We start from the raw sequence: 25,480 nt of genomic DNA, 5'->3' as shown, positions 1-25,480 counted from the left end.
GCGAACTCCGCTCAGGAAGGATCCCGCCAGGGGATGCCGTCCCCGTGGCGCTCGATGTGTTCTTCGACCGCTGCGCTTTCCAGATCGAAGTACGGCTCCGGCTCCTCGGTCGGCACCTTCTCGGGGTGGGCGAGAATCCGCTGGTAGTACTCCTTGCCCTGCGCCACGATCCACGAGGCCAGGTCGGCGATCCCGTCTTCCGACGTGATGCCGGTCATGTACTCGTAGTACTCCGGCTCACGCAGCAGGTCTGCCGCGTCCTTGTAGGCCCAGTACAGGTCGACGAGCTCCGGCGTGTCGAGCTCGGCCAGCCGCGCCAGGCAGGCGTCGGGCTTGCGTCGCCCCAGGTCGACCAGTTCCCAGAACGCGGCCGTCGGCTTCTGGGGATCGGCGCTTGCGAACTTCATGGCGAACCTCCACCGGATCTCGGATCGAGAATGCCCTTGCGCGGGCCATCGCGCAGGAAATCATGCGACTTCCTGAGCTTTGCGCTGCGTGAATCGTACGGCGTGCCCGGCCCGGCGAAGCCCAGGCGGCCTTGCCGGGTGATGGGACCGGTGGTCGGAAGGTCCGTCCCGGCCGGGCGCAACCGGCCCGACTCGGGCGAGTTGTCGAACGGCATGATGTGCCCTTCCTGTTCGAGCCGCATGCGCAGGGCATTCTCGAACTGCTCGACCTTGGTGCTGCCCAATTCGCGCACGCGTGTCACTTCGATCTCGAGCTTCAGGCCGACCTCGACGCCGGCGTTCTTGTACACGTTGAACCGTGCGGCGATTTTCTCTGGCCGCACCTTGCCGACCTTGAGCACCGCGCCGGTGGTGGCATCGCGCAGCACGTAGATGACCTGTTCGCCGGGCTTGGCCTTGAGGCTGGGCGCCTTGCCGATCGGTACGATTTCCGGCGGGTCCGACTTCACGCCCAGGTTGTCCGTGCGGATCGGCTCGAAGCCCGGCTTGGCGCCGGTGCTGAGGTCGTACACGTCCTTCAGGCTGCGCGGGTTGTCGATGCCCTTGCCCACTTCGGGGTGCGCGGCGCCGATCTCGCGGAACTTGTTGGCGATGCCGGCGCTGGCGTCGATCACGTCCTTGAGCGACATGCCGCGGCCTTCGATTGCCGCCTCGACGCGCGCGACCTCCGCCCGCAATGCCTCCAGTTTGGCGCGCGCAGGATGGCCGACCGGCAAGGCATCCTCCATCTGCTGGATCCGGTCGCGCACGCGGCCGCAACCGAGGCTGCAGATCTCGCACTCGACGCGATCGCCGTTCTTGCGGAAGGCGTTGACGTGGTCTTCTTCGCCCACCTTGCTGCGCTTGGCGGTGGACTCGACCAGCTCGGTGTCGCTCTTGCCCTTGGCCGGTGCCGCCAGCTCCGGGCCTTCGGCGCGTTGCGAGCCGGCGCGACCGGCCGCCGCATCGACATCCTCGTGCTTGTGCGGCGCACCGCCCTCGTCGGTCTTGCTGCTCGGCGCATCGGGCTCACCCGCCACCGGACGTTTTGCCGGCGCATCGGCATCGGCCGGACGCGGTGCCGGCGCGTCGGCATCGGCGTCGGCGGGTCGCACGCCCGGCTCGTCCGGCGCGGCGGTACGACCATCCGACGCCTTGGGCGCTTCGGCCGATTCGTGCGGACGTGCCGGCGCGGTGGGTCCGGTCTCGCCCGACGCGGTCGACTTGGGCGTGCCGGCAACCTCGACATCGGCCGCGGTGCGTGGCGCCACGCTGGGAGCGGGCGGACGGATCGAATCGGCAAAGCGCGCCGCGCCACTGCCGGGCACGCTCGACGCCGCGCCATGCTGGACGCGGGCCTGCACCGCCTTGACCTTGGGAACCTCGCCGAACCCGCCGGTCACCACCGACATCAGCACCGACATGCCCAGTGCGTCCCACGAGAACTCGCCAGTCACGATCGAGGTGCCGATCTCCAGCACGGTGTCGGCCGCCACGTTGAGCGCGAACTGGGTGACGCCGCTGAGCTGGTAGGCCTGCGCGGCCTTGCCGATCAGCTGTCCGGCGGCACCGCCGAACGCACCACCGATCGCGCCCATGATCGCCGCGCGACCAACGCCCTTGAGCAGCGATTCGCCGGCCGCGGCGTTGTTGATGACCTGGATGGTGGCCGACGTCGCGGCGCCGACGATGGCGCCGCCCACCACGGTGCCGATCACGCTGGCCGCGGCGGCACTGGCGCCCAGCGCGCCGGCCGCAGCGCCGACCGCGCCGATCACCGCCGGACCGATCACCAATGCCACCACGACGATGATCGCAATGATCAGCACCCACTTGACCACCGACTTCCACGCCGGCTGCTCCTTGGATGCCGCCACGCGGGCGTGCTTGGGGATGCCCTTGGCGGGGCTGTCCAGCTCGCCCAGCGATTTGCGCAGGCCCTTCTCCAGATCCGTTTCGGCCTTTCCCAGCGTGGTGCGGATGTTGCCGACCATGGTGGTCGCGCCGGTCTCGGCGCCCGAGGCGATCGTCTCGAACCCGGCCAGGCCCTGCTCGGCCATGCTCGCGGTCTGTTGGGCGTATTGCGATGCCTGTTGCGAGAGCGTGTCGCAGCCGCTGTCGGCAAGGCTGCGCATTCCGCTGGCCGTGCCCTCGCTGGACTGTGACGTCTGGGTGGAATGGCTCTCCGACAGCTGCGCCATCGCCGAATAGCTGGAGGCCGCACTGCCCAGCAGACTGGCTTCGGCCATCGCCACGCCGGTCAGGGCCTGCACCATCAGGCGGCCCATGCCGGCGTCGACGGCGCCGCGCATCGCGTCGAACTGTCGCGCGGCGGCGGCCGGTTCGGCATCGGCCAGGCCGGCGACTTCCCCACGCGTGCTGCGCAGCAGGCCCGAGACGCCATCGACCGCATCCGCGATCGCACTGAGCACGCTGGCGGCCGCGGCGTGCGCGGCCTGCTCGATTGCCACCTGCTGCAGGTAACCGGTGTCGTTGGCGGCCTGGCGCTGTTCGGCCTCCTGTGCATCGAGCGCGCCGAGTGCGTCGCCAAGCGCCGAACCCACCGAACGCAGCAGTTGGTCGCGCGCGGCATCGGCCTGGCCGATGGCGGAGCCACGGCCCGCCTCGATCGCACCCACCAGGGATGTGTACTGCGCGTCGAGGCTGTCGCGCGCGCGGTTCGCGATCGCGATCAGGCCACAGCGGTCGCGCGGACGGCCTTGCACGACGAGGTCGTAACCGGCCTTCTTGCCGGCGTCTTCGAGACTCCTGCGGTAGCCGTCGGCGGTCTTGGTTGCGGCCTCCTGCTGCGCTTCGGCGCGGCGGTCGGTCAACCAGCCCGCCGTCCAGCTGTCGCGACGGTGGATCTTGCACTGGTCGTACTGCGCCACGTACTCGGCACCGCGAGCCGTGGCTTCGCCGCCGATGCGCTTGCCGATCGCATTGTGGTTGGTGCGACTGTCGGCATAAGCCTGGCTGATGTCGTCCAGGCCGCTGCTTTCGGCATCGTCGATGCGGCCGAGGATGTCCGGATACGCACCGTCCAACGCGGCCAGCGCGGCGTCGGCGGCGGCGTTGATCTGTCCCGTCGCTTCGGAATGCGCGCCGAGCACCCGCGCCACCGCCGAGCTGGCGCTTCCGAATGCCTGCGCGCGTGCCGCGGCGATGCGCCCCGACACGGCCGACTTCTCGGCCTCGATCGCTGCGCCTATGCCTCCCTTGATCGACTCGGCCAGTCCGCCCAGGCGCGCGGGCACGGTGGACAGGGCTTCGCTGACGACGCTGTCCAGGCGACCGGCCGCCGAGGAGAAGAAGCCGTTTGCTGCCGCGGCGATCTCACGCTGGCCGGGTTCGGCCTGGGCCATGCCGATCGGCGCGGCGTTCGGACGCGCCGCCATGCCGACTTCCCCAAGCCGCGCCTTGGCGGCGGCATAGCCCGCCACTGCCCCATCGCGGCCGGCTTCGCCGCCGGCGATGGCCGCATCGAGACCGCCAGCCGGACTGGCCACCGCGCCGCCTTCAGCTGGCGCGGCGCTTTCACCGCCATCGCCGCCGCCCGGTCCGCCGGCACCCGGACCCGCACCCGCACCCGCGCTGCTGTCGCCAGCGGATTCTCCGGTGGCCTCTCCGGCGCTGTCGCCACTGGCAGGTGCGGCCGCGTCGCCACCACCGGCGGGAGCCCCAGCGGCTGCGCCCTCGCCGCCGCCCGCCGCTCCCCCGGCGGGCGGCGCGGCAGCAGCAACGGCATCGCCCACCGGGCAATCGTCTCCGCCCTCGGGCTCGGGCAGTTCGGCGTCGACATCTTCCTTGACGTCGCCCTTCGGCGGCTCGGCCGGTTCGCTTTCGCGCTCCTCGTCGGGCTCCTCGATGTCGGCGTTGTAGCAGGAGGCGCTGACCGCCCCGGGCGCGCTATCCGCTTCGCCCGCGGCACCGCCGTCGGCGGCGGCAGGCGCGGAATCAGCGGACGCACCACCGCCGCCACCGCCGGCATCGGCGGCGGCTTCCGGTCCGGCGGCCTCGCCGTCGCTGGCGGATTCGGCAGCCCCCTCGCCTCCGGAAGAGGTCGATGACGCGGACTCGGCCGATGCGCCCGGCGCGCCCCCGCCACCGCCGCCCACCGAGAAATCGAAATCGTAGTTCCCGCCCGCAGCCATCGCCTCGAACTGGCGCGTGGCGTTGACGTCGAGCTCCATCTGCACGCCGGCCGGCGCAGACGCCTCCTCATCGCGGCACGCCGAGCAACCGCTGCCGCCGCAATCGCACTCGCGCTGGACCGCCACGTCGGTGCCGGCGCCCGTGTCAGCGATGGCCGATGGATCGACTTCCCGCTGCACTCCGGCCGGTTCCTGGTCCTCTTCCTGTGCCTCGCCGCATTTCGAACACCCGGCCCCGCCGCAATCGCATTCGCGCTGGACGGCCGCGCCGCCACTGCCACCGGCATCGAGCAGGTCCTCGGCCGACTCGCCCGCCGTCACCCGCCGCGCCACTTCATCCGCGTGCTGCTCATAGCGATCGCCATGGCGCCCCACGCCGTTGGCGAGGCTGACGCCGCGCCGCTGCTGGATCACATGCGCGGCTTCGTGGGCGGCCAGGCGGAGGTCCGGCGTACTGCGGAAAGCGATGCGGTCGCCCAGTGTGTAGGCACGTGCGCTGAGCCGTGCTGCGGCATCGCCACCGACGCCGCCCACCTGCACGCGCACACCCGACACGTCGTGACGACCGAACGAGGCCTGGATGCGGTCGAGACCGGGCAATGCCTGCCCCGCCTGGGACACACCACCGTCGGCGATCGCGCGGATGCCGGCTGGCCCGCGAAGTCCGCCTCCCTCACCGGCTGCCCCCGAAGCGGCCGCGCCGCCGGCTTGCCCCGCGCCCCCCGCCGCACCGGCACCGGACGCCCCTTCCGACGGCGCGTCCCCGCCATCGCCGCCTTTGCGCTGCACCGCCCCGAGGTAGACCGGCACGCCGACCTTTGGCGCGTCGGCCTCGGCATCCTGCGCCTGCTCCTCCTGCGACTCCTGCTCGGCCTGCCACATCGTTTCGCGCGGCTTGGCGTGGCCGCGATCCTGCCCCTGGCGCGTGCCATGCCCGGGCTTGTGCTGCGGCGTCGGCGCGGCGCGGTCCATGCTCACAGCCCCGCCGGGAGGGTCCGGCCCAGCTTGCGGTACTCGCTCTCCACCGCCTGCCGCAGCGCTGCGAAATCCACCGGCCCATCGCAGGCCACGGTGGCCGCGAGCACGGCGTTGCGGATGTGGCCACCGGCCAGGTCGCACGCGCCCGCAAGCTGGTTGAGATCGCCCGCGCCGAGCCGATGGTGGTTGCCCAGGTGCGCCAGCCACAGCTCGCGCCGCTCGGTCGGTGCCGGTGCGGGAAATTCGATGATCGCGTCGAGACGTCGCGAGAAGGCGCTGTCGAATCGCGAACGGCTGTTGCTGGTCAGGATCGCCAGGCCGTCGAAAGCCTCGATGCGTTGCAGCAGGTAGTTGGTCTGGTTGTTGGCGTAACGATCGTTGGCGTCGCGCACATCGGTGCGCTTGCCGAACAGCGCGTCGGCTTCGTCGAACAACAACACCACCTCGGCGTTCTCGGCCCGCTCGAACAACTGCGCGAGATTCTTCTCGGTCTCGCCGATGTACTTGCTGCTCACCGACGCCAGGTCGACCTGGTACAGCGGCAGGCCCAGTCGCGTCGCCATCCAGGCCGCGGCCAGCGATTTGCCGGTGCCGGACGGACCGACCAGCAACGCACGCACGCCGGCGCGATAGCGCGCGCGCACTGCGGGACCGAGCGGCTGGTCGAGCACGTCGCGCTGGCGGCATCGCGCCAGCACCTGCTCCAGCGACTGTCGCACCGAGGGCGTCAGCACCAGCGCGTCGTCGTCGATGGCGTGCGGGCGCAGTTGCGCCATGCTGCCCAGGTCGACCGCGCCGCTGCCGCGTGCCGCCGCGGCGATGATGTCGTGGTCGAGGCGTGCGTGGCCGTCGAGCCGCGCGTGGCGGCGGCTGGCACGCGCGAGGTCGTCGATGCGGGCGGCAGGCAGCCGGTGCTGCCGACCCAGCTGCGCCGACAGCACCGGATCGTCGATCGCCGTCTGCCACAGCGCGATGCGTTCGTCGCACGCCGGGATCGCGAGCTCCCAGCGCGTCGCCGGCGCATCGCCTTGCAACACGCTGCCCTCGAAACCGGTCACCGCGAGCACCGGTCCGTGGTAGCCGGGCAGCTTGGGCAGGTTGCGCGATTCGCCCGGCGCCAGTTCGATCGAGAACACCGGGATATGCCCGGTCAACCACAGCCAGCTGCCGATGCCGGGCGGTGCGTCGGCGCCGACGAACGCGGGTTCGGTACGCAACACGCGCGCGAAGGCCGCCGCGGCGGCGCGGGCCTCGCGCGGGTACCCGCTGCGAATGGCGAGCGCACCGCCTTCGGTGGCCAGCATGGAAGCAAACCGAGCCGCCTGCGCGTGAACTGAAGGCGGCAACGGCGGGGCTCCCTCCAGGCCGCTCTCGACGCCGGGCCAGGCCGATGGCAGGCCGGCCAGCGCCAATGCCAGCGGCGCCGGCGTGCGCAATGCCGCCTCGGGCAACGTACGCTGTTCGGCGTCCAATCGCAGCACGCCGGCCGCCAGCGCACGGCCGCTGGCGATGCGCGCCAGCGCCATCGCCGGCGCACCGCCTTCGATCTGTGCGACGACGCTGGCCACCAGGCCAAGCGTCGGCCGCGAGCCGCCGACCGGGCTCTGCAGCCAGGCCAGGCAGCGCCCGGCCATAGGCTCGCGTTCAACCTCGGCGGTCAACGACAGTGCGACGGTCTCGGCGATGGCCAGGCCGAGCGAACGCGCCAGTTCGTGCAGGCCGCGATCGGCCTCGCTCGGCGCCTGCACCCAATCGCGCAGAAACTGCAGCGGGTCGTCGAGCGACGCACCGAAGCGCGCCCGCCAACCCGCCAGCCAACGGGCCTCGGCACCGTCGCCGTCCACGCCGTCGGCCAACACGGCGAACGCCAGGCCCGCCAACGGCAAGCCGGTCTGCAACGGGCGTCGGTCCGGTGCGTTCATGGCCACTGTGCTCGCTGGTAATGGAACGCCACCACCCGACCGAACCACGGCAGCCAGCCCGGGTCGAGGTCGAGGCCGCTGCGGCGCAAACGCATCTGCGCCAGCACGGGGTCGAACCAGAGATCGAGATGGGTGGTGCTCAAGGCCAGATGCGCGGGACGCCGCACGAGGTCGGCCAGGCCGATGCGCGCGTGGCGACGCAGCCAGCGGCGCAGGGCGACGATCCATGCCTGCGCCACGGCATCGACGAGACCTGCGTTGTCCGGACCGACGGTGCCGCTCGATGTCGAATTTGATGTCGACAGCGACACGCACTCCGGCCGATCGGTCACCGCTTCGCGGAACCACCGCGCATCGCCGATGCGGCGCGGCAGCGCGCCGCGCCACGCGGCCAGCAGCACACGTCCGGACGCGTCGCGCAGCTGCCCGCTCCGGCCTTCGTGATCAAGGTGAACGACGGGCGTGCCACGCAGCAGGCCGTGCCAGCACGGCGGCGCGAGGAAACTGCGCGGCATGCGACGGGAATGAGCGCTGGCGCTCGCCAGGGCCCACGCCGGATCGTCCGGCGGATTGCCCACGTGCCCCAGCACCGTGGCGAATACACGCGCCAGGACATCCTGTCGCGACCAGGCCAGGTGCGCCGCCTGCCATTGCGGGTAGCCCAACCGCAACAATCCCGGCAACACGAATGCGATGCCGCCAGCCGCTGTCGCCTCACCCGGAACACCGGACCATTCGCGCGCGGCATCCGCCGACACGTTTGGGGTTGGGGCACGCTGGGCATCACGGGATTGCGGCAGCGATGTGCCACGCGCGGGTAACGCGTGGCCCCGCGACGCAGGCACCTCCGCCAAGGGCGCCGGCGCCGTGCCAGGCAACGGCGGATTCATCGGCACCGGGTCGAAGCGGCCTGCGGCGTCGGCATCGCCAGCCTGCGGACCGGGCCCGACGGAAGCGATCGATGTAGGCGACATGATCGCCACCGGCGCTGCCACCGCATGCAACGGGTCACCAGACCCACGCACGCCGTACGATCCGACGGCAGCCGACAGGTCGTCCAACAGGCGGCGGCCCCAATCCGGCGCGCCGCCAGCGACCAGCATTGCGGCCAGGCACCGTCGCAAACCCGTTGCCGGATGCTCCACCAACGCGTCCGGGCCTGCGTGTCGTGCCGACGACAGCGGCAGCGGTTGCCGCAGCGCCCGCCGCGCAGCAACGTCACCAGAGGCTTCGATCAATCCCCGCAACGCCGGCACATCGCCGTCGTGGAACGCGGATACCAGCGGCGCGACGTGGCCGGCGCGCGCCAGCGCGGCGCACCACGCCGGCAACGCACGTGCCGCGGCTTCGCTGGTCAGCAACGACCGGGCAATGTCACGCAGGGGCGGTGCCCCGGTGGGATCCACCCGCCATCCGCGCACCGCAAGCGACCAGAACCACTCGACCGGCGACGGCCCACGCAGCACGCGCATCGCGAGGGCGATGTGCGCCTCCACGGCATCGGCAAACCAGACCGCGTCGGCGGCGCCCGCACCGGCGTCGCCGCCGTGCACGCAACGCCAACCGGTACGCGCCAACTCGCGCTCCCACGCCAGGGCCAATGTCGCGGCCGGCGCATCGGCGTCAACACGCCCCAATTGCAAGTGCCTCACCAGCACCAGTCGCCCGCCGTCGCCGGGCAGGCTGGCGGTGCGCAGTGCGTCTTCGAGCTTGCATGCCACGCGCCGCAAGCCGGCTTCGTCCGGTCCACGAAGTCGCAGGTGGCGCACGGTGCGAGTCGCGCCCATGGCTCAGCTCACCCGGCCACGTGCCTTGGCCGCCTGCGCGGTGCTGGCACGAACGGTCACCGTCGAGGTGCTGACGGTGGTCGCTTCGGCAAACTGCACCCGTACGCCCTCGTCCAGATCGACGCTCGCAGTCGCCGTCTGGATCACCCGCGCCGACAATTCGGTGGCCCCCAGGTCTTCGACGATCGCACGCGCCACCACCGCGTTGCCGCGATACACCAGCGCCTGCATGCCGATGCGCAGCCGGGAAGGCTCCAGCGCCACCAGCGGAAGCCGCACACCCGGACGCACCGTGACCGGCCGCGGCAGGCGTCCGGCGATGATCCGTCCGACCGGCGCGTGACTGGCCAGCAGCAGGCACATGCGCACCAGCTCGCCAACCAGTTCCAGTGCACGCGGTTCGCGCGCATCGACCTGGTCGAACAACCAATCGACCAGGCCCTGGAGGCGATGGCGGTCGGCGTAGTCGATCTCGGGCCATCGCATCAGGCTGGCGAGATTGCGCAGGTTGGGTGTTTCGTCGAACTGCGACATCGCCTCGGCCCAGTCGAGCCGTATCGATGGCAGCACGGTCGAGAACCCGGCGTGCAGGCAACCGCAGACGTGGGCGATGCGATCGAACACGGCCGCGGCATTTCGCACCACGCTGCCCTGCCCGTGCTCGCCGTCGATGAGATCGCCCAGCGACACCACGCGAACGGCTTCGGCGCGAACCGATTGCCAGCTGGCCAGTGCCAGCCGCGAGACGTCAAGCTGAAGGCTCGCGCTTCGCGCCAACGTGACGCTGTGGCGCTGCGCAACCTGCACCTTGGCCATCGCCGATGCCAGGCCGACGCTGGCCAGGCTGCTGGCCTGCAACTGCAGCGGCAAGCGCTGTTGCGCGATCTGCGTACGCAGTTGCGCTGTCCGCACCGACTGCAGCAGCAGGTCAAGCCGATCGAGCCGGTCGAACAGTTTCGGTCCCTCGATGAACCACGACGCCGGTGCCTCGCGCACCACGGCGAGAATCGCCGAGAGCTCGTCGGGAAGGTCGGCGTGCGCCTGCAGACAGCTGGGCACCGGCGCTTCGAGCAGGCCCGGATCGAGGTACCGCGACGGCGCGTTGGCCAGTGCATCGGTCGCGCGCGGGCGGATGTAGGCGATGAAGCGGACTTCGTTCTCGAGCACCTTCGCGCGGCGCTCGTTGATGGCGGCGATGCGCGCCAGCTCTTCGGCGATCAGCGCGCGCGTCACCGACACGTCGTGGCGGGCTTCGGCCAGTCGTTCGGAAACCGCGGCTTCGCGCGAGCGCAATGCGGCCAGGTCGATCAGCAGTGCCGTGCGCGCGATCTCGCACAGCGCGATGACGTCGCGATAGCGCTTGATGCGTCCCTCCACCTGGCGAAACAGCGCCACCGTGCGATCGGACAGGTCGGCACTGTCGGAGAACAGACTCGCCTCGTCGCCGGACACCAACTGGTTGTTGATGCCCGTGTTGCGCAACGGCGGCGTCAACAGCATCGGCAGGAACCGGCCGCGGGTGGTGGGATTGATGAAGTCGGCAAGTTTGCGCCGCGGCGGATCGGTGGTCGGCAAGCCGTCGAGGAAGGTGTCCCCGGCGAGGCCCCAGACGTCGATGTCGCCAAACAGGCCCGGAACGATGCCGCTGTCCTGCGCGGTCAGCTCATCGGCCAGTCGCACCAGTGCCTCGACCGCCTGGTGACGAGTGGAGGTGGAGTAGTCGCGCGCTTCCTGGGTCTTGGGCAGTTCCAGTCGCTCGGCGATGCGCGTGGTGCGCAGGTTCACCTTGCCCACCAATGGCGCCGAGTTGCTGATGTCGGACGGGATGTAGGCGGTGAAGGCCTTGGTGGGCGCAACCAGCGGCGGCGGGGTGCGCACAGGCAGGGTGCGGGTGGGCAGGTTGAGGATGGGCCCGGTAAGAATCGGACTGGTCAGGATGGGCCCGCTGAGGATGGGTCCGCTGAAGATCGGCCCGCTGATGGCCGACGCGCTGAACGACGCCTCGCGGAAGGTCGCGGTGGCCGGCGTGGCCGCGAACGCGCCGATCGCATCGAACTGCGGCGTCGCGGCCGCGGCGGCGAAGCTTCCCGACCCGCCGGTGCGCGGTTGCGCTGGTGCCAACGGCGTCGGAGGCGGCGTGGTGCCGGTGCCCTTTCGCAGCTTCTCGAGGAAATCGTTGATGCGTTCGTGCGATGCCACGGCGGTCTCGGCCTTGGCGATCGCCGCCAGGGTCGGCGACACCGTCAGGCGCGAGGCCTCGGTGTTGCCCAGCACCAACTGGCGGATCCGGTACATGTCGGTGTGCACCTTGACGAAGCCGTAGTCGACCAGGTCGTCGGCGCGGTCCGCGCGCGTACGCAGGTAGGTGATGAAGCCGTCGATACCGCGTGCCGGCAACTGCGTGCGTTCGTGTGGCGACAGCACCTGTTCCAGCAAGGGCTCGGCCATCAGCTTCTCGATCGTCAGGCTCACGCCCACCGTGGTGCTGGACGTCGATGCCGGTGCGACGCCGTGGTCGGGCTCGAACGGTGCCATCAACGCCGGCCTGCCCAGCAGCTTGAACGGTTCGTCGCCTTCGGTCGTGGCGGAGGCCGGCAGTTGCGAGTCGAACCACGCGACCTCGCGGTTGTCGACGATCTTGCCGCTGCCGGCAAACGCGGCGCGACCGTCGAACTGCACGAAGCCCATGCCCTGGAATTCGATGGCCTGGTTGCCCAGCCGCGAAACCGGCACTTCCAGCCGCAGCCAGCGGCCGGTCGCCGGCAGATCGCCGATCCGCTGGCGGCTGGGCGTGTCGTTTTCGCCGCGGTCGATCAGGTCCTCGCCCCAGTACGCGCGCCACGTCGCGCCAGGGTTCTGCCATTCCAGCATCAGCGCGCGTGGCGGGTGTTCGGGATCCAGGTAGACCCAGCTGTACAGGCGGTCACTGGCGGTGACCGTCAGCATCGCGGTCGCACCGACGAAGCGGTGTTCGTGCACGCCGGCGCGCCGCTCGCCACGGTGGCCACCCAGCCCCGGCGGCGGGCCCCAATCGCCCAGCGTTTCGGGCTCCAGCGCCTGCGGATCGTCGCCCAGCGCCGGCACCGGCGGCGCGCTGCCGTGGTACGCGGTCAGCAGCACCGCAGCTTTCTCGCGCAGGTGCTGGCGGTTTGCCAGCGCGTCGGCGCGCGCCAGCACGAAGCGGTCGAGCGTGGCATTGAATTCGGGATCGAGCTGTTCGACCAGCAGCAGGCGCGGCTCGAACGATGCCTGGCTCACCGGCACCAGGATACGAATGCGTTCGCCGCGCACCAGGTCCAGTGGTGCCATGGACGCGCACTCACGGATCGCCAAGTCCAGTTGTTCGACCGGAACGGGGACCGCGTCCAGGTCGCAACCGGCGGGGAACACCAGGCTGCGACGCGTCGGCAGGTCCAACGCGTGGCGCGGCAGCAGGCCGCACGGCGGCAGTTTGTCGAAATGCCGGGCCAGCGCGGCCGGCTCCGGCGCGGGTTCGCCCAGCGCATTGAGGTGCTCGGCGAGCTGTTCGATCTGCGCCTGCCACAGGGTCGGCAGGCGCACGCTGCTTGCCATCACGCCCAGCAGCTCGCGGAAATAGCCCACCAGGGAGGCCATCGACGGGGCGGGTTCGCCGAGGTCGCCCAGCTCGTCCAGCAGCGCGTCGAGCTGACGTTGCCATTGCACGGGCAAGCCGGTGGACGCGGCAGTCCACGGGGCACCGGTGGTCAGCCGGAGCAACGGCGCGAGATGTTCGTCGACCAGCGCCGCCGATGGCACCGGCTGGCCGGCGGCGCGCAGTCGGACGAGCAGGCGTTGCAGGTGCGCCTGCTGCAGTCGCGGTAGTCGCGGTGCAGTGCCCAGTTGCAGGCATTCGTGTCGCGAGCGGCCGCCACGCCGCACGACGCTGGCGCGGTCGACGAACGTCGGCTGGAAGTCGGCATCCACGGCCACCAGCGCGATCGCGACGCCGAACGACTCCCACGGCATCAACGCGTCGATCGCGAGGCCGCGCTCGGCGTCGAACACCTGGTAGGCGAGCCGGTTGCGCAGCATCGCCAGGTCATCGGCGGTGGCCATCGGCGGTAGCGGCGACAGCGGCGCCCAGTCCTCCGGCCACGCGTACCACAGCAACCGGCTCGCGTCGGCATAGCGCCAGTCCTCGTAACTGACATTGCCATCGCAGGCGCATCGGTCGCAGGGGTCGTCGGGGTCGATGTCGGCACGCTCGATCCGTGCCGGCTGCAGCACCAGGATGCCGACGCGCGGCAACGTGCCGGGGTGGTCGTCGAGCACCTCGCGCAGGCTGTCGCCGATCACGCGCGGCTGCAACGCGCCGCTGGCAAACCCGCCATCGCCATCGAGCACCTGCTGCGGCGCCACCACCGGCAGCCCCCAGAAATCCACGTCCAGCGCCCGCATCGACACCACGTCCTCGCCACTTTGGGCGAGCCCTTGTCCGGGCGATATCTGCAGGCGCACGCGTGCGCGGTTGTCCGCGGCCGGCGGCGGGTCGATCGAGTAGTCGACTTCGAATCCGCGCAGCACGCCGGCGGTGAATGCCTGGCCGCGCTGGGCGATGCGTCCGGCGGTCCACTGGGCGCGCGATTCGAGGGTCGGCGCCGTCAGCGCACGGCCGGCGAACAGGTTCGGGCGCTTGCGCCAAGCCACGGCAGCGGCGATCGCGTCCGGCGGTGACAGGTCGAGCACGCGCTCGCCTGGCAGGGGATGGGTGATCACGTTGATGCTCATGGTCGCTCCGCTGATGCCTGTGTGCCGCGCCTGGCCGTGAAGCGCGCTTCGTTAGCCAGCGCGCTTGCCGGTGGCCTTGCGAGCCGCGGGCGCCTTCTTGCCCGCGGGACGGGTTGCCGGTGTCGCGCCGGTCTTGGTCGCGGCCTTCTTCGCCGCGGTCCGCTTCTTCGCTACCGCGGGTACCTTCGCCGCTGCGGTCTTTGCCGCCGGTGCCTTGGCGGCCGTGCGTTTGGTTGACGCCTTCCTGGACGCGGCCTTGCTGGCGGTCTTGCTGGCCGCCTTCTTGATCGTGCCCTTGGCCGCCTTGGCGGTGCCGGCCTTCGCGCCACCTGCCCCTGCCCTGCCCACCGGACGCACGACCGGGACCTTGCGAACCGTTTCGCGTTCGACCGGCACGTTGAGTCGGTCGATCGGCGTGGGGCGCGGTGTAGGCGCCGGCGTCGGGAGCGGCCTGGGGGTCGGACGCGGCGCGGGCGCAGGCGCGGGCGCGGGTGTGGGCGCAGGGGCCGGCGTGGGCCGAGGCGCTGGCGCTGGCGCGGGGGCCGGTTCGGGTGTCGGTGCAGGCGTGGGTGCAGGTGTCGGTTCGGGCGTCGGCGCCGGTCTTGGCGCGGGTACAGGCACCGGCGCCGGGCGAACCAGTTCGCCGCCCAGGTGCTTGCGCAAGGTCGGCAACGCATCGATCGGAGCCACCCTCGCCTCGCGATCCAGCACGGCCCAGTTCGGGTTCGCTGCCAGCTTGCGCAGTGCATCCTTCGATGGCGGCGCGTCGCCGGCATCCAGCCGCTCCAGGCCGAGCCCGGTCTCGGGCGCGGTCACCGCGGCGCTGGCGCGCAGCGCGGCGGCCTGGTCGAGGGTGTCGGCGCGCGCGAGCTCGCCCAGCGTCGCCGCGGTCAACGTCGGCGAGTTGGCGATGCGCGGGTTGACCAGAAGTTGGGTGATCTCGCTGCGCGCGCCGGGGCTGGCACGTTCGAGCGTGGTGTCGAGCAAGGTGCGCAGGCCCAGGCGGTCGAATCGATCGAAGACGCTGCGGTCCAACAGAAGCTCGCGTCCCGACAAGCGCACCGCGCTGCCGGTCACGTCCTCGCGATAGGCCAGGTTGCGCCGCCGCACGTACCAAAGCGTTTCCATGCGCGACAGCCGCTGCCACTCGGCGTCCGACGGGCTGCTGGGGTCCAATGGCGGTGCCGCCAGCGTGGGCAGGCGCAGGCGCTGCAGGATCTCCAACGGGCGACGGGCGGCGATGCGGTTGAGCGCGGCCGGGCGTACCGCTCGCGTGAGCGTGTTCAATCGTGCCTGCACCGCGCGCCACTCGTTGCGTGGCACTGGCGCGAGCACCAGCACCGCGCTCGATTCGAGCGTCTCGTCGGCGGCGGTCAGATCGAAGCCCGGCAACGCCAGCGACTCCTCGATCAGTGCCGGCAGTTCGTCCTCGGGAATGATCGCGAAATCAACGGCAACCTCCGCCGGGAAATAGTTCTGGGTGAAGTCGGACGGATCGACCACGCCCGGCGGCAACGGACCCGCCGGCGGCAGCGCCGGGAACACCGATTGCGCGCTGAAACCGCGGCCACCGTTGCCCACCAGCACGTCCGCCAGGTGCTGCTGGTGCTGCAGCAGGTGGGCGAATCGCAGTGCGCGCGGCGCCAGCCCGAGCCCCGGCAGGTCGTCGCGATCGGCGCCCAGTTCGCGCCGCAACATCGGAGCGTCGATCCACGCCAGGCTGTTGTTGTCGAGCGCTATCATGGCCAGCGGCAGCACGTCCGCCGACAGCCCGCGCTCGTTGCCATCGACGAAGATCGCACGCGCTGCGCGACCACGCCGGCGCTCCAGATTGCCGTCGCCGCCATCGTCGGGCCACGGCACCAGCACCACCGCGGTGGCCTCGATGATGTCGCCGTCCTCGACGGTGCGCTGCCCGGTCAGCGAGGTCGGGTACGCGCCGATGGGGTTGGCGGTGAACTCGACCGGACGCAGTGCCAGCGCAAACAGTCCGCTGCGGCTGCGCGGTGGCGGCAAGGGCATGCGGCCGAGGCCGAACTTGCCCGACAGCAGTTCGCTGCGTGGGATGTCGGCCAGGTTGAGCGTGATCGAACGCTCCAGCAGCACCAGTTCGCCCGAGGGCGTGATGCCGTGGCCGGAGTCGATACGCAGCGTCTGTGGTCCATCGCCGGCGGCAACGGCCAGGCCGGTCGCCGCGCCACTGCCGCAGGCGCGCCCGAGGTCCGCTTCGCGCGCGAGGAAGTACTGCTGCTCGCGGATCAGGTCGCGTGCGGCGAGGAAACGACCGTCGAACCAGCGCGTACGCTCACGCCGATCGTCGGTGACCAGCGCGCCGACGCGTCGCAACGTGTCGGCATCACTGGCGGAGATCAGTTCACGGTTGGAGCCCTGGGTGAAATCCATCTGCGTTCTCCTCGATCACAGTCCGACCCAGCGCTGCAGCAGCTGGCTGGATGGCACGAAGCGGCGGGGCCAGTTGTCGACCAGCACGCCGCTGCCATCGCGTTCGGGCGGGTCGCCGGCAAGCACCGGGATCAGCACGCGTGCCAGCCATTGCGAGGTCGGGTCGTTGCCGGTGACGTGTTCGGCCAGCGGTGGAAGTTCGTCTGGTTGCCCGGCGTGCCCGCGTTCTGGCCAGGCGGCGAGGACGGCGTCCTGCATCGCCGCGCGGCGTTCGTCCTCGCTGCCTTCCAGCACCACGCCCGTCGACGGCAGTCCCAGGTGCGGTGCATCCGGATCGTCGGTGTCCAAGCCATGGCGCACCAACAACTGCAACTCGTAGGCATCGCGCAGTCGCGCGGTCGCCACCGAGTCGAGCGCGTCGTACGGGCCGCTGGCGAAGCTCTGCGTGTAGCCGCGCTCGCAGGCGACGAAGCGCAGGTAGATGTCGGCGACGATCGCGCGCGTCGGCATCGCCGGTGCGCCGCCGACGCCGGCTTCGGCGACCGCGCGCGCACTGACGAAACGGCCGGGATCGTCGTACGCCGCCTGGGTCAGGACATCGCCCGCGTCGCGGCCGCCGGGCGCTTCCCACCAACGTTCCAGGCGCAGGCAGGCGGGACGCGGCAGCTCGATCAGGCGGCCGATGCGATCGACCGCAAGGCCCGCCGCCACACGGATCTCCTCGGCGTGATCGGCCGCGGCCGGCGCGTGGCTGACACGCAGTCCGGCCAGCGTGCCACCGCCGCTCAGGAACGCGAGCGCGTGCGCCAGGCGCCCACGGTGGTAGGTCTGCTCGTCGAGGAAGTCGCTGGCGTCGAGCAGCATCCCGGTCGCGTAGAACGGACGATCGGGAGCCGGCCCGACGTACAGCGGATCGGCGTCCTTGCGGCGGGTAGTCGCACTCATGGCTTCACTCCGGGGGATCGCGGCGCGGACGCGGCGGACGGACGGGACGGGACGTGCCGGACGTGGCGTCGGCAGGATGGGTGGGGGTCGATTCGGTCGTATCTGGTGTGCTCGCCACGGACGTGGCGGTGGTCGGCGCGACATCGGCGCGACGGGCGGGCGCCTTGCCGGCGCGCCGCCTGACGAGGGTCGGGCGAACGGTGGTGGTGACCGCCGTGGGCTTGCTCTCGGGCTTGAGCGTGGGCGGCACGACGGCAGGCTGCACGACCGCCGGCCGCACCACCTCGCGACGGACGACGGGTGCGGGCACGGGCGCAGGATCGCGACGGATCGCATCGGGGCGCGTGAGTACGGGGCGCGTCGGTGCCGGTGCCGGTTCGACGGGGCGCAACGTCTGCTCCACCACTTCCACCTGCATCTCCACGGGCGCGCTGGTGCGGCCGTCGGCGGTCATCACTTCCAGGCGGAAGCGGTGCACGCCCGGCTTGAGTCCGGCATCGACGGTGATGCCGGGCTCGCGCGACTTGATGGTCTCTCCGATGGCGAACGTGGCCATGCGCGTGGCTCAGCGCTGGCTCGGACCGAGGTAGGTCCACAGCCAGGTGACCACCTGGCCACCGCCGGCATCGAACGACCTCTTGCCGTCGAGACCGAAGCTGCGGCCAGTCGGGACCGAGCCCGGTGCGTCCAGCACCGCGGTCGGCGCATCCTGGTCGGCGACGATCACGTCCACCTCGTCCGGCTGCGATTCGTTGCCGGCATCGTCGACCACCACCAGTCGGAAGCGATGGCGGCCAGGCGGCAGCGTGTTGGCCTCGGTGATGGTGACCTCGACGTTCGGGGCCTCGGTCTTGACGGGCTCGTTGATGATGAATTCGGCCATGTCGTTCTCCTGCTGGCGGCAACGGGTTGGTGTGGCGTGTGGTGGGATCGAAGGAAGGGATGCGCCGTGTGCGTGGCTATCCAGAAGGCGGCAGGCGGCGCCACACGTAGCTGTCGATGCGGCGTCCGGGTGCGGCCTGCGAGCGGCTGCCGTCGAGATCGAACGACAGGCCCGAGCGGACCTGCATGTCGTCCCCCGCGTCGGCAGTTGGCGGATCGGTCGGTACCGCCGCCGAGGCGCCCGACACGCGCGGGTCCAGCGATGCGCTGCCCTGCACGAAGTCGCCGCCGCCGGCGGTGGACACATCGACGCGCGCCGGCCGCCGCGGCGGGCGCCGGCCCAGGTAGCTGTCGATGCCCACCAGGCTGGCCAGGCCCACCAGGAATGGCCATGTCGCCGCGACCACGCGCACCTGCGTGTGCGCGGGCGTCTCCAGCTCGACGATGCGCCGCAGCAGACCCAGATCGGTCGGGCTGACCTGCTGGTGCACCAGCACCGTCGCGCGATGCGCCAGGCGGCCGTGGAATTCCCGCACGGCGTCGTTCTCGGCCTGCGTGGCGACTTCGTTGCGGAACAGCGCCATCAGCTCTGCACGCAACGTGCCCTCTTCGCCCGTTGCCTCCTCGCCGAGCACCAGGGTGTCGCCAACCACCGAATTGCCGCTCACGATCAGACCCGGCAACAGCGGATCGTTGGCTTCGTTGAGGTCGACGCCGAGCAAGGTCGCCAGCAGTCGGCGCAGCCGGAAGTCCTCGATCACCACGATCTCGCCGCCGGACACGCCGCCATCGCTGGCGATCTCCAGCGCCAGCTCCAGGCCGCGCCGGGTGCCGTGATCGCGCGCGAGTTGCGGCGCGTGCCGCAACCACGCGCGACGACGTGCCTGGGGCAACGCGGGATCGAACGCCACGCCGACCCAGCTGCCGAGCCAATCGAGCTGCGGCTCCGGCACTGTCGTCGGATCGCTGAGCAGGTGGGCACTGGCGATGCGTTCCTCGAGCGGGGTCAACACGCCCTCGAAATTGCACAGCAGCCGTTCCAGGAAATCCGCCGGCGTTGCCTGCGGTCGGTACACCTCGATGGCCGTCGTGCTGGCCGGTGCGTCGCCATCGGCGCGCAGACGCCAGGCACGTTGGCTGGCGGCGTCGCGCAGCAACCAGCGCCGGCCGTCCTCGATCACCGCGATCCGGTTCGCATCGCCGACGTCGACGCCGCCATCGCGCAACTGCTGCAGCAGCGTGCCGCTGGCGGTGCCACCGTCGTCGAGCGTGCCGCCGTGCGACGGTGCCAGCCGCGCGATCGCCTCGCCCGGCAACAACGCCGGCACGCCGTGGTGGTCTTCGTGGTAGAGCCGAGGCAGGTAGTGGTCGCGGTACGAGAAGCGGCTGCCCCACGCACGCATCGCCGCGATCTCCGGTCCGACGAGGCCGTCGCCGAACAACTCCAAGCGCAGCCACAGGTAACGTCCCACCAGGCGCCGCACGCGGCGTCGCGAATCCTGCACCAGCACCGACCACAGCCCGGCGCGTTGCGCTTCGCGTGGCCACGGCGCCAGGCCCGAATGGTGCGGCAGCTCCGACGGCGCCGACTCCCACGCAGCACGCGGCGCGTGCGCGGCGTCGATCGCGATGTCGCCGGGCACATCGCCAAAGCGGTGCGGCAGCCAGGCGTCGACGTCGTCGATCTCCGGCGGTTGCGGCTCGGTGGTGGCCGCGCACCAGGCGATGAATCCGGCGCGCGCGGGCAACAGCGCCTCGGCGTACAGGCGATGCCAGACGGTCTGTTGCGCGCCGCTGTCGATCAGGTGCGGCGCGCTGCCGTCGTCGCGAAAATGGCGCGCTTCGCCATGCCGCGCGAGATTGGACAGCGACAGCCGGTGCAGGCTCTCGACACCACGCGCGGGCAAGCCCGCCACCGGCGCGTCGAGTGCGATCGGATAGCGAGGCGGGCCGTCTAGCCGGTGCGCAAATGGCGCCTCGATGGCTTCCGCCGCCAACGGATAGATGTCGCCGCAGGGCTGCAGCGGCACCGGCGCATCGCCATCCGCGTCGTCGCTGTCGACAACGAACGCCGGTGCGTCGTTGCGATCGGGGATGCGCACCACGGCGCGGGTCTGGCCGGCCTCGTCGACGAAATCCAGGGCATACGCGTAGCGCGCCCCTTCCAGATCGAACGGCGCCCCGAGCCGACTCGTGCGCGCATCCCAGAAGCGCAACCGCGCGTGGCCGTCGGTGTCCGCCCACGACAGCAGCGCAAGCCCGCGCTCGCGATGCAGCGCCAGCGCGACCGGCCGTTCGCCCGCGGGCCACGCGGGATCGGCCAGTGGTTCCAGCTCGGGCTCGTGGCAGTTCTCCGGATCTGGCCGGAAGGTGGTTCCGGCGTACCCGCCGAACGGTCCGACCGTCATCGGCATGCCGCGAAGGCGCGCAAGCCGGCCACTGGCGCGCTCCAGGACCCACAGGCCGCCATCGGGATCGGCCGCAGCGCGCCAGGGTGCAAATCCGGCGGCGCCGACGTTGACGTCGCTCCAGCGACCGCGCAGATCGTGCAGCCGAATACTGCCGGCCACGATCGCGTACAGCACACCATCCCATCCCACGACGATGTCGCTTGGTGCCTCGGCCAACGGCAGCCGCACGGCCTCGCCGGGCAAGTGACTGCGCGCGACCACCGCGCTGCTGCCCGCATGCCAGTAGGCCACGCCGTCGTCGGCGTCCACGGTGCGCGGCACGACTTCCAGCGCGCTGTTGGCTGCCGCGTGCGCCGCTGCCGGCTGCGCCGGTTCGGGCAGGCTGCGCTCGCTGGCCAGGCACAGCGCGCGGCACCCCGCATCCCAGCGCGCATGCTCGCGCCAGCGCCAGTGGCCGGCATCGGCGAGCAACCAGAAGCGCTGGCCGTTGCAGTCCATCAGCAGACCTCGGGCACCACGGGCACGGCAACCGCCTGCGCGTCGGCGAACGGATTGGGCAGCGCGCGCAGGTTGTCGGGCAACACGCCGCCACTGCCGGTATCGATGACCACCACCGACAGCAGTTCCGGCAACTGCCAGGCGGCAAGCGTCAGGTTCTGGCTGGCGTCGCGCGGAATCACCGTGACCAGCCGCCAGTCGTCTCCGCCGGGCAACGGCGCGCGCTCGAACAGACGCACGCCGCTGACCTCGCGAACACCGGCGACGCGTGAGATCTCGACCTCCAGCTCGCGATCGCGAACGGCGCGTCCCAATGGCCAGCCGCGGCCCTCGCCACCGCCGGGCGGCAGCGGCCACAGCAGGCGCCGGAGCGCTTCGCGCACGTCGTGCAGCACCTTGTCGCGGCCGTGCCCGTCGACGATGGAGATGCCGATCGCCAACCCCAGCGCCACGTATTCGCAACCGATCACATACAGTTCGGTGGTCAGCGGCACGCGTTCCGACAGATGGGCATGCAGTGCTTCGATGAACGGGCGATCGGGCCGCGGATTCGCCGCGCCGGCAGGCGTGGCAGCAGACAGCGACAACGCCTGCGACGGCAACGCCATCACGGTGACCACGCCCGGCACCTCGAAGCGACGGTCGCGCGGTTTGAAGCGGGGCAACAGTTCGACCCGCCCGACCTGCAGCCCCGGCGTCTCGAACGCCAGCCGGCGATAGTCCTCGGTGGTCACCGCGCGTTCGCGGTGACGCAGCAGTTGCGGGATGCGCTTTTCGGCCTCGGCGATCGTCTCGGCGTCTTCGCCGCCCTCGGTCGCCAATGGCTGGTGGATCTTCAGCGGCGGCGCCTTGCCGCCCTCGACGCGTTGCGCCGCCAGTTCGGCCAAGGTGCCTGCCGGCAGGTTGCCGGCCCGTCCGCCGCCGAAGCGGCCGCTCGCCAGCCGCACGCGCATCTGCGCTTCGGGCGCGCGTCCGCGCACGCCGTCGCCAAACCGCAACGTGCCGGCCTCGGCATCCAGTTCGAACGCCGCGGCCATGCGCGCGGCCTGGGGATCGCTGCTGATCGCCGCCAGGTCGTCGACACGCTGCCAGACCCGGTAGCCCTGTCCGGGCTCCTCGACCTGCACCTGCAGCGCGTCGCCATCGACCGAGCCCTGCGGCAGCCGGAATTCCTGGTCGGCGCCGCCGTTGGACACGCCGAGCACGCGGCCCCCGAGCGTGACGCGCTGGTCGACTTCGACGGCGTTGATGCCGATCCACGACAGTCGCAGCTTCACGTCCGGCTCGCCGGGCACCGGTCGCACGCGCAGCCAGGCCACCAGGCGCGCGGCTTTCTCGGCATCGTCCAGCCTGGGCGGCGTGTCGCCGACACCGGCACGCGGGTTGGCCAGCACGTCGTTGCTGGGCACCGCGATCTGGCGCTCGTCGGGCAGTTGCAGGCGCAACACGCCCGAGCGGGTCAGGCCGGCGGTGGTATCCGACCCGGGCAAGGGATCGAGGGTGAGGTAGTCGACGTCCTGGCTGCCGCGGCCGTGCGTGGCGATCTCCCACAGCACCGGCACGCGTGCGCGCGGCCCGGCGTCCTCGAACGCGGCCGGGACGCTGAGCGCCGGCACCACGCCAATCGACAGCAGCTCCGGCACGCGGCTGTCGCCGCCCCCCAGCGCCTTGCGGACGGTGACGTTGAAGTCCGCCTGCGTGGTGCCCGACGGCGCCTTGGGAGCGAACAGCGCCAGCCACAGCGCGCGGTCGGCGCTGGCGGCAAACACGTCGATGCCCTCGCTCAACGCACGCCCACCGTCGAACACCGGGGACGCTTCGTAACCACGTGGCGCGCCGGTCAGCCGGTGAATGTTGGCCAGTCCTTGCAGCACGGTCGCCATGCGCGCGCTTTCGGCGGCATCCAGCAGGCGCTTGCAGTACGCCTCGGCGGTGACGGGCAGCACCGTCGACTCGGCCAACGTCTCGAACGGCACGGGCCCGGCGACGCGCGCCCCCGGCGCGAGATGGGTCGCGAACGCGATGTCTTCCTGCGCGAACGACAGCCCCACCACCGCGCGCGCCGGACGCGCCGCACGCAGTTGCTGGCCCAGCAGCTTGAGGAACACCAGCCGCTGCCGTTCCGGGATCAGGTTGGCGCGGTACAACAACGTATCGCCCAGCCACGCGAACAACTCGACGAGCGTCCGGCCGGGGTCGCCCAGCCGCGGGTTGGTCCATTCCGGCGTGTGCGCCGGGATACGGGCGATCAGTTCCTCGACGAGATCGTCGAAGCGGCGGTCATCCAGACTCGGGGTGACGATAGGCACGCTCATCCCTCCAGTTGCACGGTCAGCGCCATCTGCGCCGCCGCACCGTTACGGGCCAGCCGGTAGGCGATCTCGACGCGCAGGTGACCGGGTTGCCCCTCGACCTCGCGCACATCGACCCGGTCGATCAGGATCCGACGCTCCCAGCGCTCCAGCGATTCGTGCACGCAATCGCGGATGCTGCGCCGCGTGGCCAGCGTGTCCGGTTCGTGCAGCAACAGTTCGACGCCTGCGCCGAAGTCCGGACGCATCAGCTGCTCGCCCGGGCGCGTGCTCAGCACCACGCGCACCAGCTCGCGAACACTAGCCTCGAGGCCCGGCCACTGCAGGCGGCCATGCTCATCGGGCAGCGGCAGCAATGGCCAGCCCAGCAGCGGACGCGGAAGCGCGTTCACGGCTCACCTCCCGGCTTCAACTTCGGGAAGGGGATGCAGATCTTGATGAACATCATCCAGCGGAAGATCAGGTCGAACAGGCCGAGGAAGATGTTGAGCACGATGAACGCGCACAACGTGATCACCGGGATGCTGAAGCTGCAGATCCAGCCCAGTGTCAGCGACGGGTCCAGTTGTCCCTGGCCCTTGCCGAGCTTCTCTGGATCGCCTGCCAGCAGCCCTTGCAGCGACGGCGGCACCAGGAACGACACGTTCGGCTTGAGCGCGCGCAGCACCGCGCGGTTGGACAGGTCCGGCAGCGCGACCTGCACCGGGTCGCCGGCGCCCTCGTACCAGGGCGCGATCACGAACGGCTCGGTGTAATCGCTCCAGCTGGTCCGGGCGGGGCATTTTCCTTCGGCCTTGAGGCGCACGAACGCACGCAGCACGTAGCGCGCACCGGGCTCGTCGAACCGGCCGCTGCGTCCTTTCACGCTGGCGAAGCGCGCGCGCATCGCGCCGGACATCGCCTGGTGCAGACGCTGGCGGTGCGCGACAGGCAGCTCCGGCCAGCTCTCGGGCAGTTCCAGCAAGCCGCTCTCGCCGTCCAGCAACAGCAAGGTCGCCGCGTGCAGGAACTCGGCGGCATCGATGGTCCGGCGACTTGCCTCGCCTTCGCCGTTGCGCAGCGCGTAGCGCAGCCGCACCTGGGCGAGTTCGGACAGCACCGCGCTTGCCGACGGGCTTCCGCCGAAGGCATCGAATTCCACCGCGACCTGGCGCAGCAACTGCAGGAAGCGATGCTCGTCGGTATCGACACGCGCTTTCAGCAGCTGCGCCAGCCACGACTGGTCGAAGCGACGCCCCACCAGCGGCGGGGCCGGGAAATCGAACGCCATGCCCTTGAGCGGCTGCACCAGGTGCGCGCGGAACGCATCGCTGTCCGCCTCGAAGCCGGCGAACGTTTCGGCCAGGTCCGGCGCGGCCTGCGCAAGCTCGCTGCTCGCGGTGGGCACCACGCCGTAGTACAGCGTCTGGGCCGCCCGCGAACACACCTCGGGCGGCGCGAGGAACATCGGCGAGACGTCCTCCTGCAGCGCGGTGTTGGGGTCGTTGCCCGCAAGCCGGCGCAGCGCCCGGTCGATCTGCACGACGCCGGTGTCGCGCCTGGCCATGCGCACCGCAGGGGCTGGATCAGCACTTTCGTCGCCGAGTTGCTCGATCGGCAGCCAGCCACGCACCACACCGTCGGCACGCATCCAGCCTTCGAGCACGCGCGTGCCGTTGCGGTCGCGCACACGTCGCAGGACCAGTCCGGCCGCGTCCACGCGCTGCGGATCGATGCGCGGCTGCCCGGCGGTCTCGCACCAGGCTTCGATCAATGCGACATGGAAGCGTCGCTGCACGGGCTGGAACAGCTTGAGCTGCTGCAGTCCATCCCGCTCGGCGGCGCGGCTGGCCTGCAGCTTCTGCCGACCCGGCACGCTGCCCAGTTCGGCCATGACCGCGGCGATGAAGTCGTCGTCGTCGCGCTGCAGCAGCCATGGCGCGGAGCGGCCGCTGTGCGGCGGCGCGAGGTTGCGCGGCGCGGCGACGGTGATGGCATGGTGGTGGTTCATCGC

Annotated in this window: 13 protein-coding genes; all 13 read right to left on the bottom strand. The window is 71.1% G+C overall.

The genetic code is table 11. The features are described from left to right. Window positions 1-11 precede the first annotated feature (11 nt). Entirely contained in the window at window positions 12-407 is a 396-nt protein-coding gene (locus EER27_RS01915) for a DUF4240 domain-containing protein (protein ID WP_123086321.1), read from the bottom strand. Then, the gene (locus EER27_RS17235; protein ID WP_223807125.1) at window positions 404-5,572 is read right to left on the bottom strand and encodes an eCIS core domain-containing protein; all 5,169 of its coding nucleotides are present in this window, start codon (window positions 5,570-5,572) and stop codon (window positions 404-406) included. The genes EER27_RS01915 and EER27_RS17235 overlap by 4 nt, the downstream gene beginning before the upstream one ends. Window positions 5,573-5,574: 2 nt before the next feature. Next, complete coding sequence (locus EER27_RS01905; RefSeq protein ID WP_190285598.1) at window positions 5,575-7,500, bottom strand: AAA family ATPase; 1,926 nt, start codon at window positions 7,498-7,500, stop codon at window positions 5,575-5,577. Continuing rightward, the gene (locus EER27_RS17020) at window positions 7,497-9,287 is read right to left on the bottom strand and encodes a hypothetical protein (RefSeq protein WP_190285597.1); all 1,791 of its coding nucleotides are present in this window, start codon (window positions 9,285-9,287) and stop codon (window positions 7,497-7,499) included. Before EER27_RS17020 ends, EER27_RS01905 begins: the two co-directional genes overlap by 4 nt. A 3-nt stretch (window positions 9,288-9,290) precedes the next feature. Next, the gene (locus EER27_RS17015) at window positions 9,291-14,036 is read right to left on the bottom strand and encodes a hypothetical protein (protein ID WP_190285596.1); all 4,746 of its coding nucleotides are present in this window, start codon (window positions 14,034-14,036) and stop codon (window positions 9,291-9,293) included. Between the two features lie 51 nt (window positions 14,037-14,087). After that, on the bottom strand, window positions 14,088-16,439 hold the full coding sequence (locus tag EER27_RS01895) for a hypothetical protein (protein ID WP_190285595.1): 2,352 nt from the start codon (window positions 16,437-16,439) through the stop codon (window positions 14,088-14,090). A 15-nt stretch (window positions 16,440-16,454) separates the two neighbouring features. Continuing rightward, a complete protein-coding gene (locus tag EER27_RS01890) occupies window positions 16,455-17,384 on the bottom strand; it encodes a hypothetical protein (RefSeq protein WP_123086319.1) in 930 nt (309 codons plus the stop codon). A gap of 4 nt (window positions 17,385-17,388) precedes the next feature. After that, the gene (locus EER27_RS01885) at window positions 17,389-17,940 is read right to left on the bottom strand and encodes a hypothetical protein (RefSeq protein ID WP_123086318.1); all 552 of its coding nucleotides are present in this window, start codon (window positions 17,938-17,940) and stop codon (window positions 17,389-17,391) included. Window positions 17,941-17,949: 9 nt separating this feature from the next. Then, window positions 17,950-18,267 carry a hypothetical protein gene (locus tag EER27_RS01880; protein ID WP_123086317.1) on the bottom strand — a complete coding sequence of 106 codons (318 nt, stop codon included), beginning with the start codon at window positions 18,265-18,267 and terminating at the stop codon, window positions 17,950-17,952. 76 nt (window positions 18,268-18,343) lie between these two features. Further along, entirely contained in the window at window positions 18,344-21,175 is a 2,832-nt protein-coding gene (locus EER27_RS01875) for a phage tail protein (RefSeq protein ID WP_123086316.1), read from the bottom strand. Next, window positions 21,175-23,484 (bottom strand): putative baseplate assembly protein, encoded by a 2,310-nt coding sequence (locus EER27_RS01870; RefSeq protein ID WP_123086662.1) that lies wholly within the window; start codon window positions 23,482-23,484, stop codon window positions 21,175-21,177. Before EER27_RS01870 ends, EER27_RS01875 begins: the two co-directional genes overlap by 1 nt. A gap of 2 nt (window positions 23,485-23,486) precedes the next feature. After that, complete coding sequence (locus EER27_RS01865; protein ID WP_123086315.1) at window positions 23,487-23,879, bottom strand: GPW/gp25 family protein; 393 nt, start codon at window positions 23,877-23,879, stop codon at window positions 23,487-23,489. Continuing rightward, window positions 23,876-25,477, bottom strand: a complete 1,602-nt coding sequence (locus EER27_RS01860; RefSeq protein WP_223807124.1) for a hypothetical protein — start codon at window positions 25,475-25,477, stop codon at window positions 23,876-23,878. Before EER27_RS01860 ends, EER27_RS01865 begins: the two co-directional genes overlap by 4 nt. Between the last annotated feature and the right edge of the window lie 3 nt (window positions 25,478-25,480).

The organism is Montanilutibacter psychrotolerans (assembly GCF_003719825.1).
GTDB lineage: Bacteria > Pseudomonadota > Gammaproteobacteria > Xanthomonadales > Xanthomonadaceae > Montanilutibacter > Montanilutibacter psychrotolerans.
This window is presented reverse-complemented; position numbering and strand designations above follow the sequence as displayed.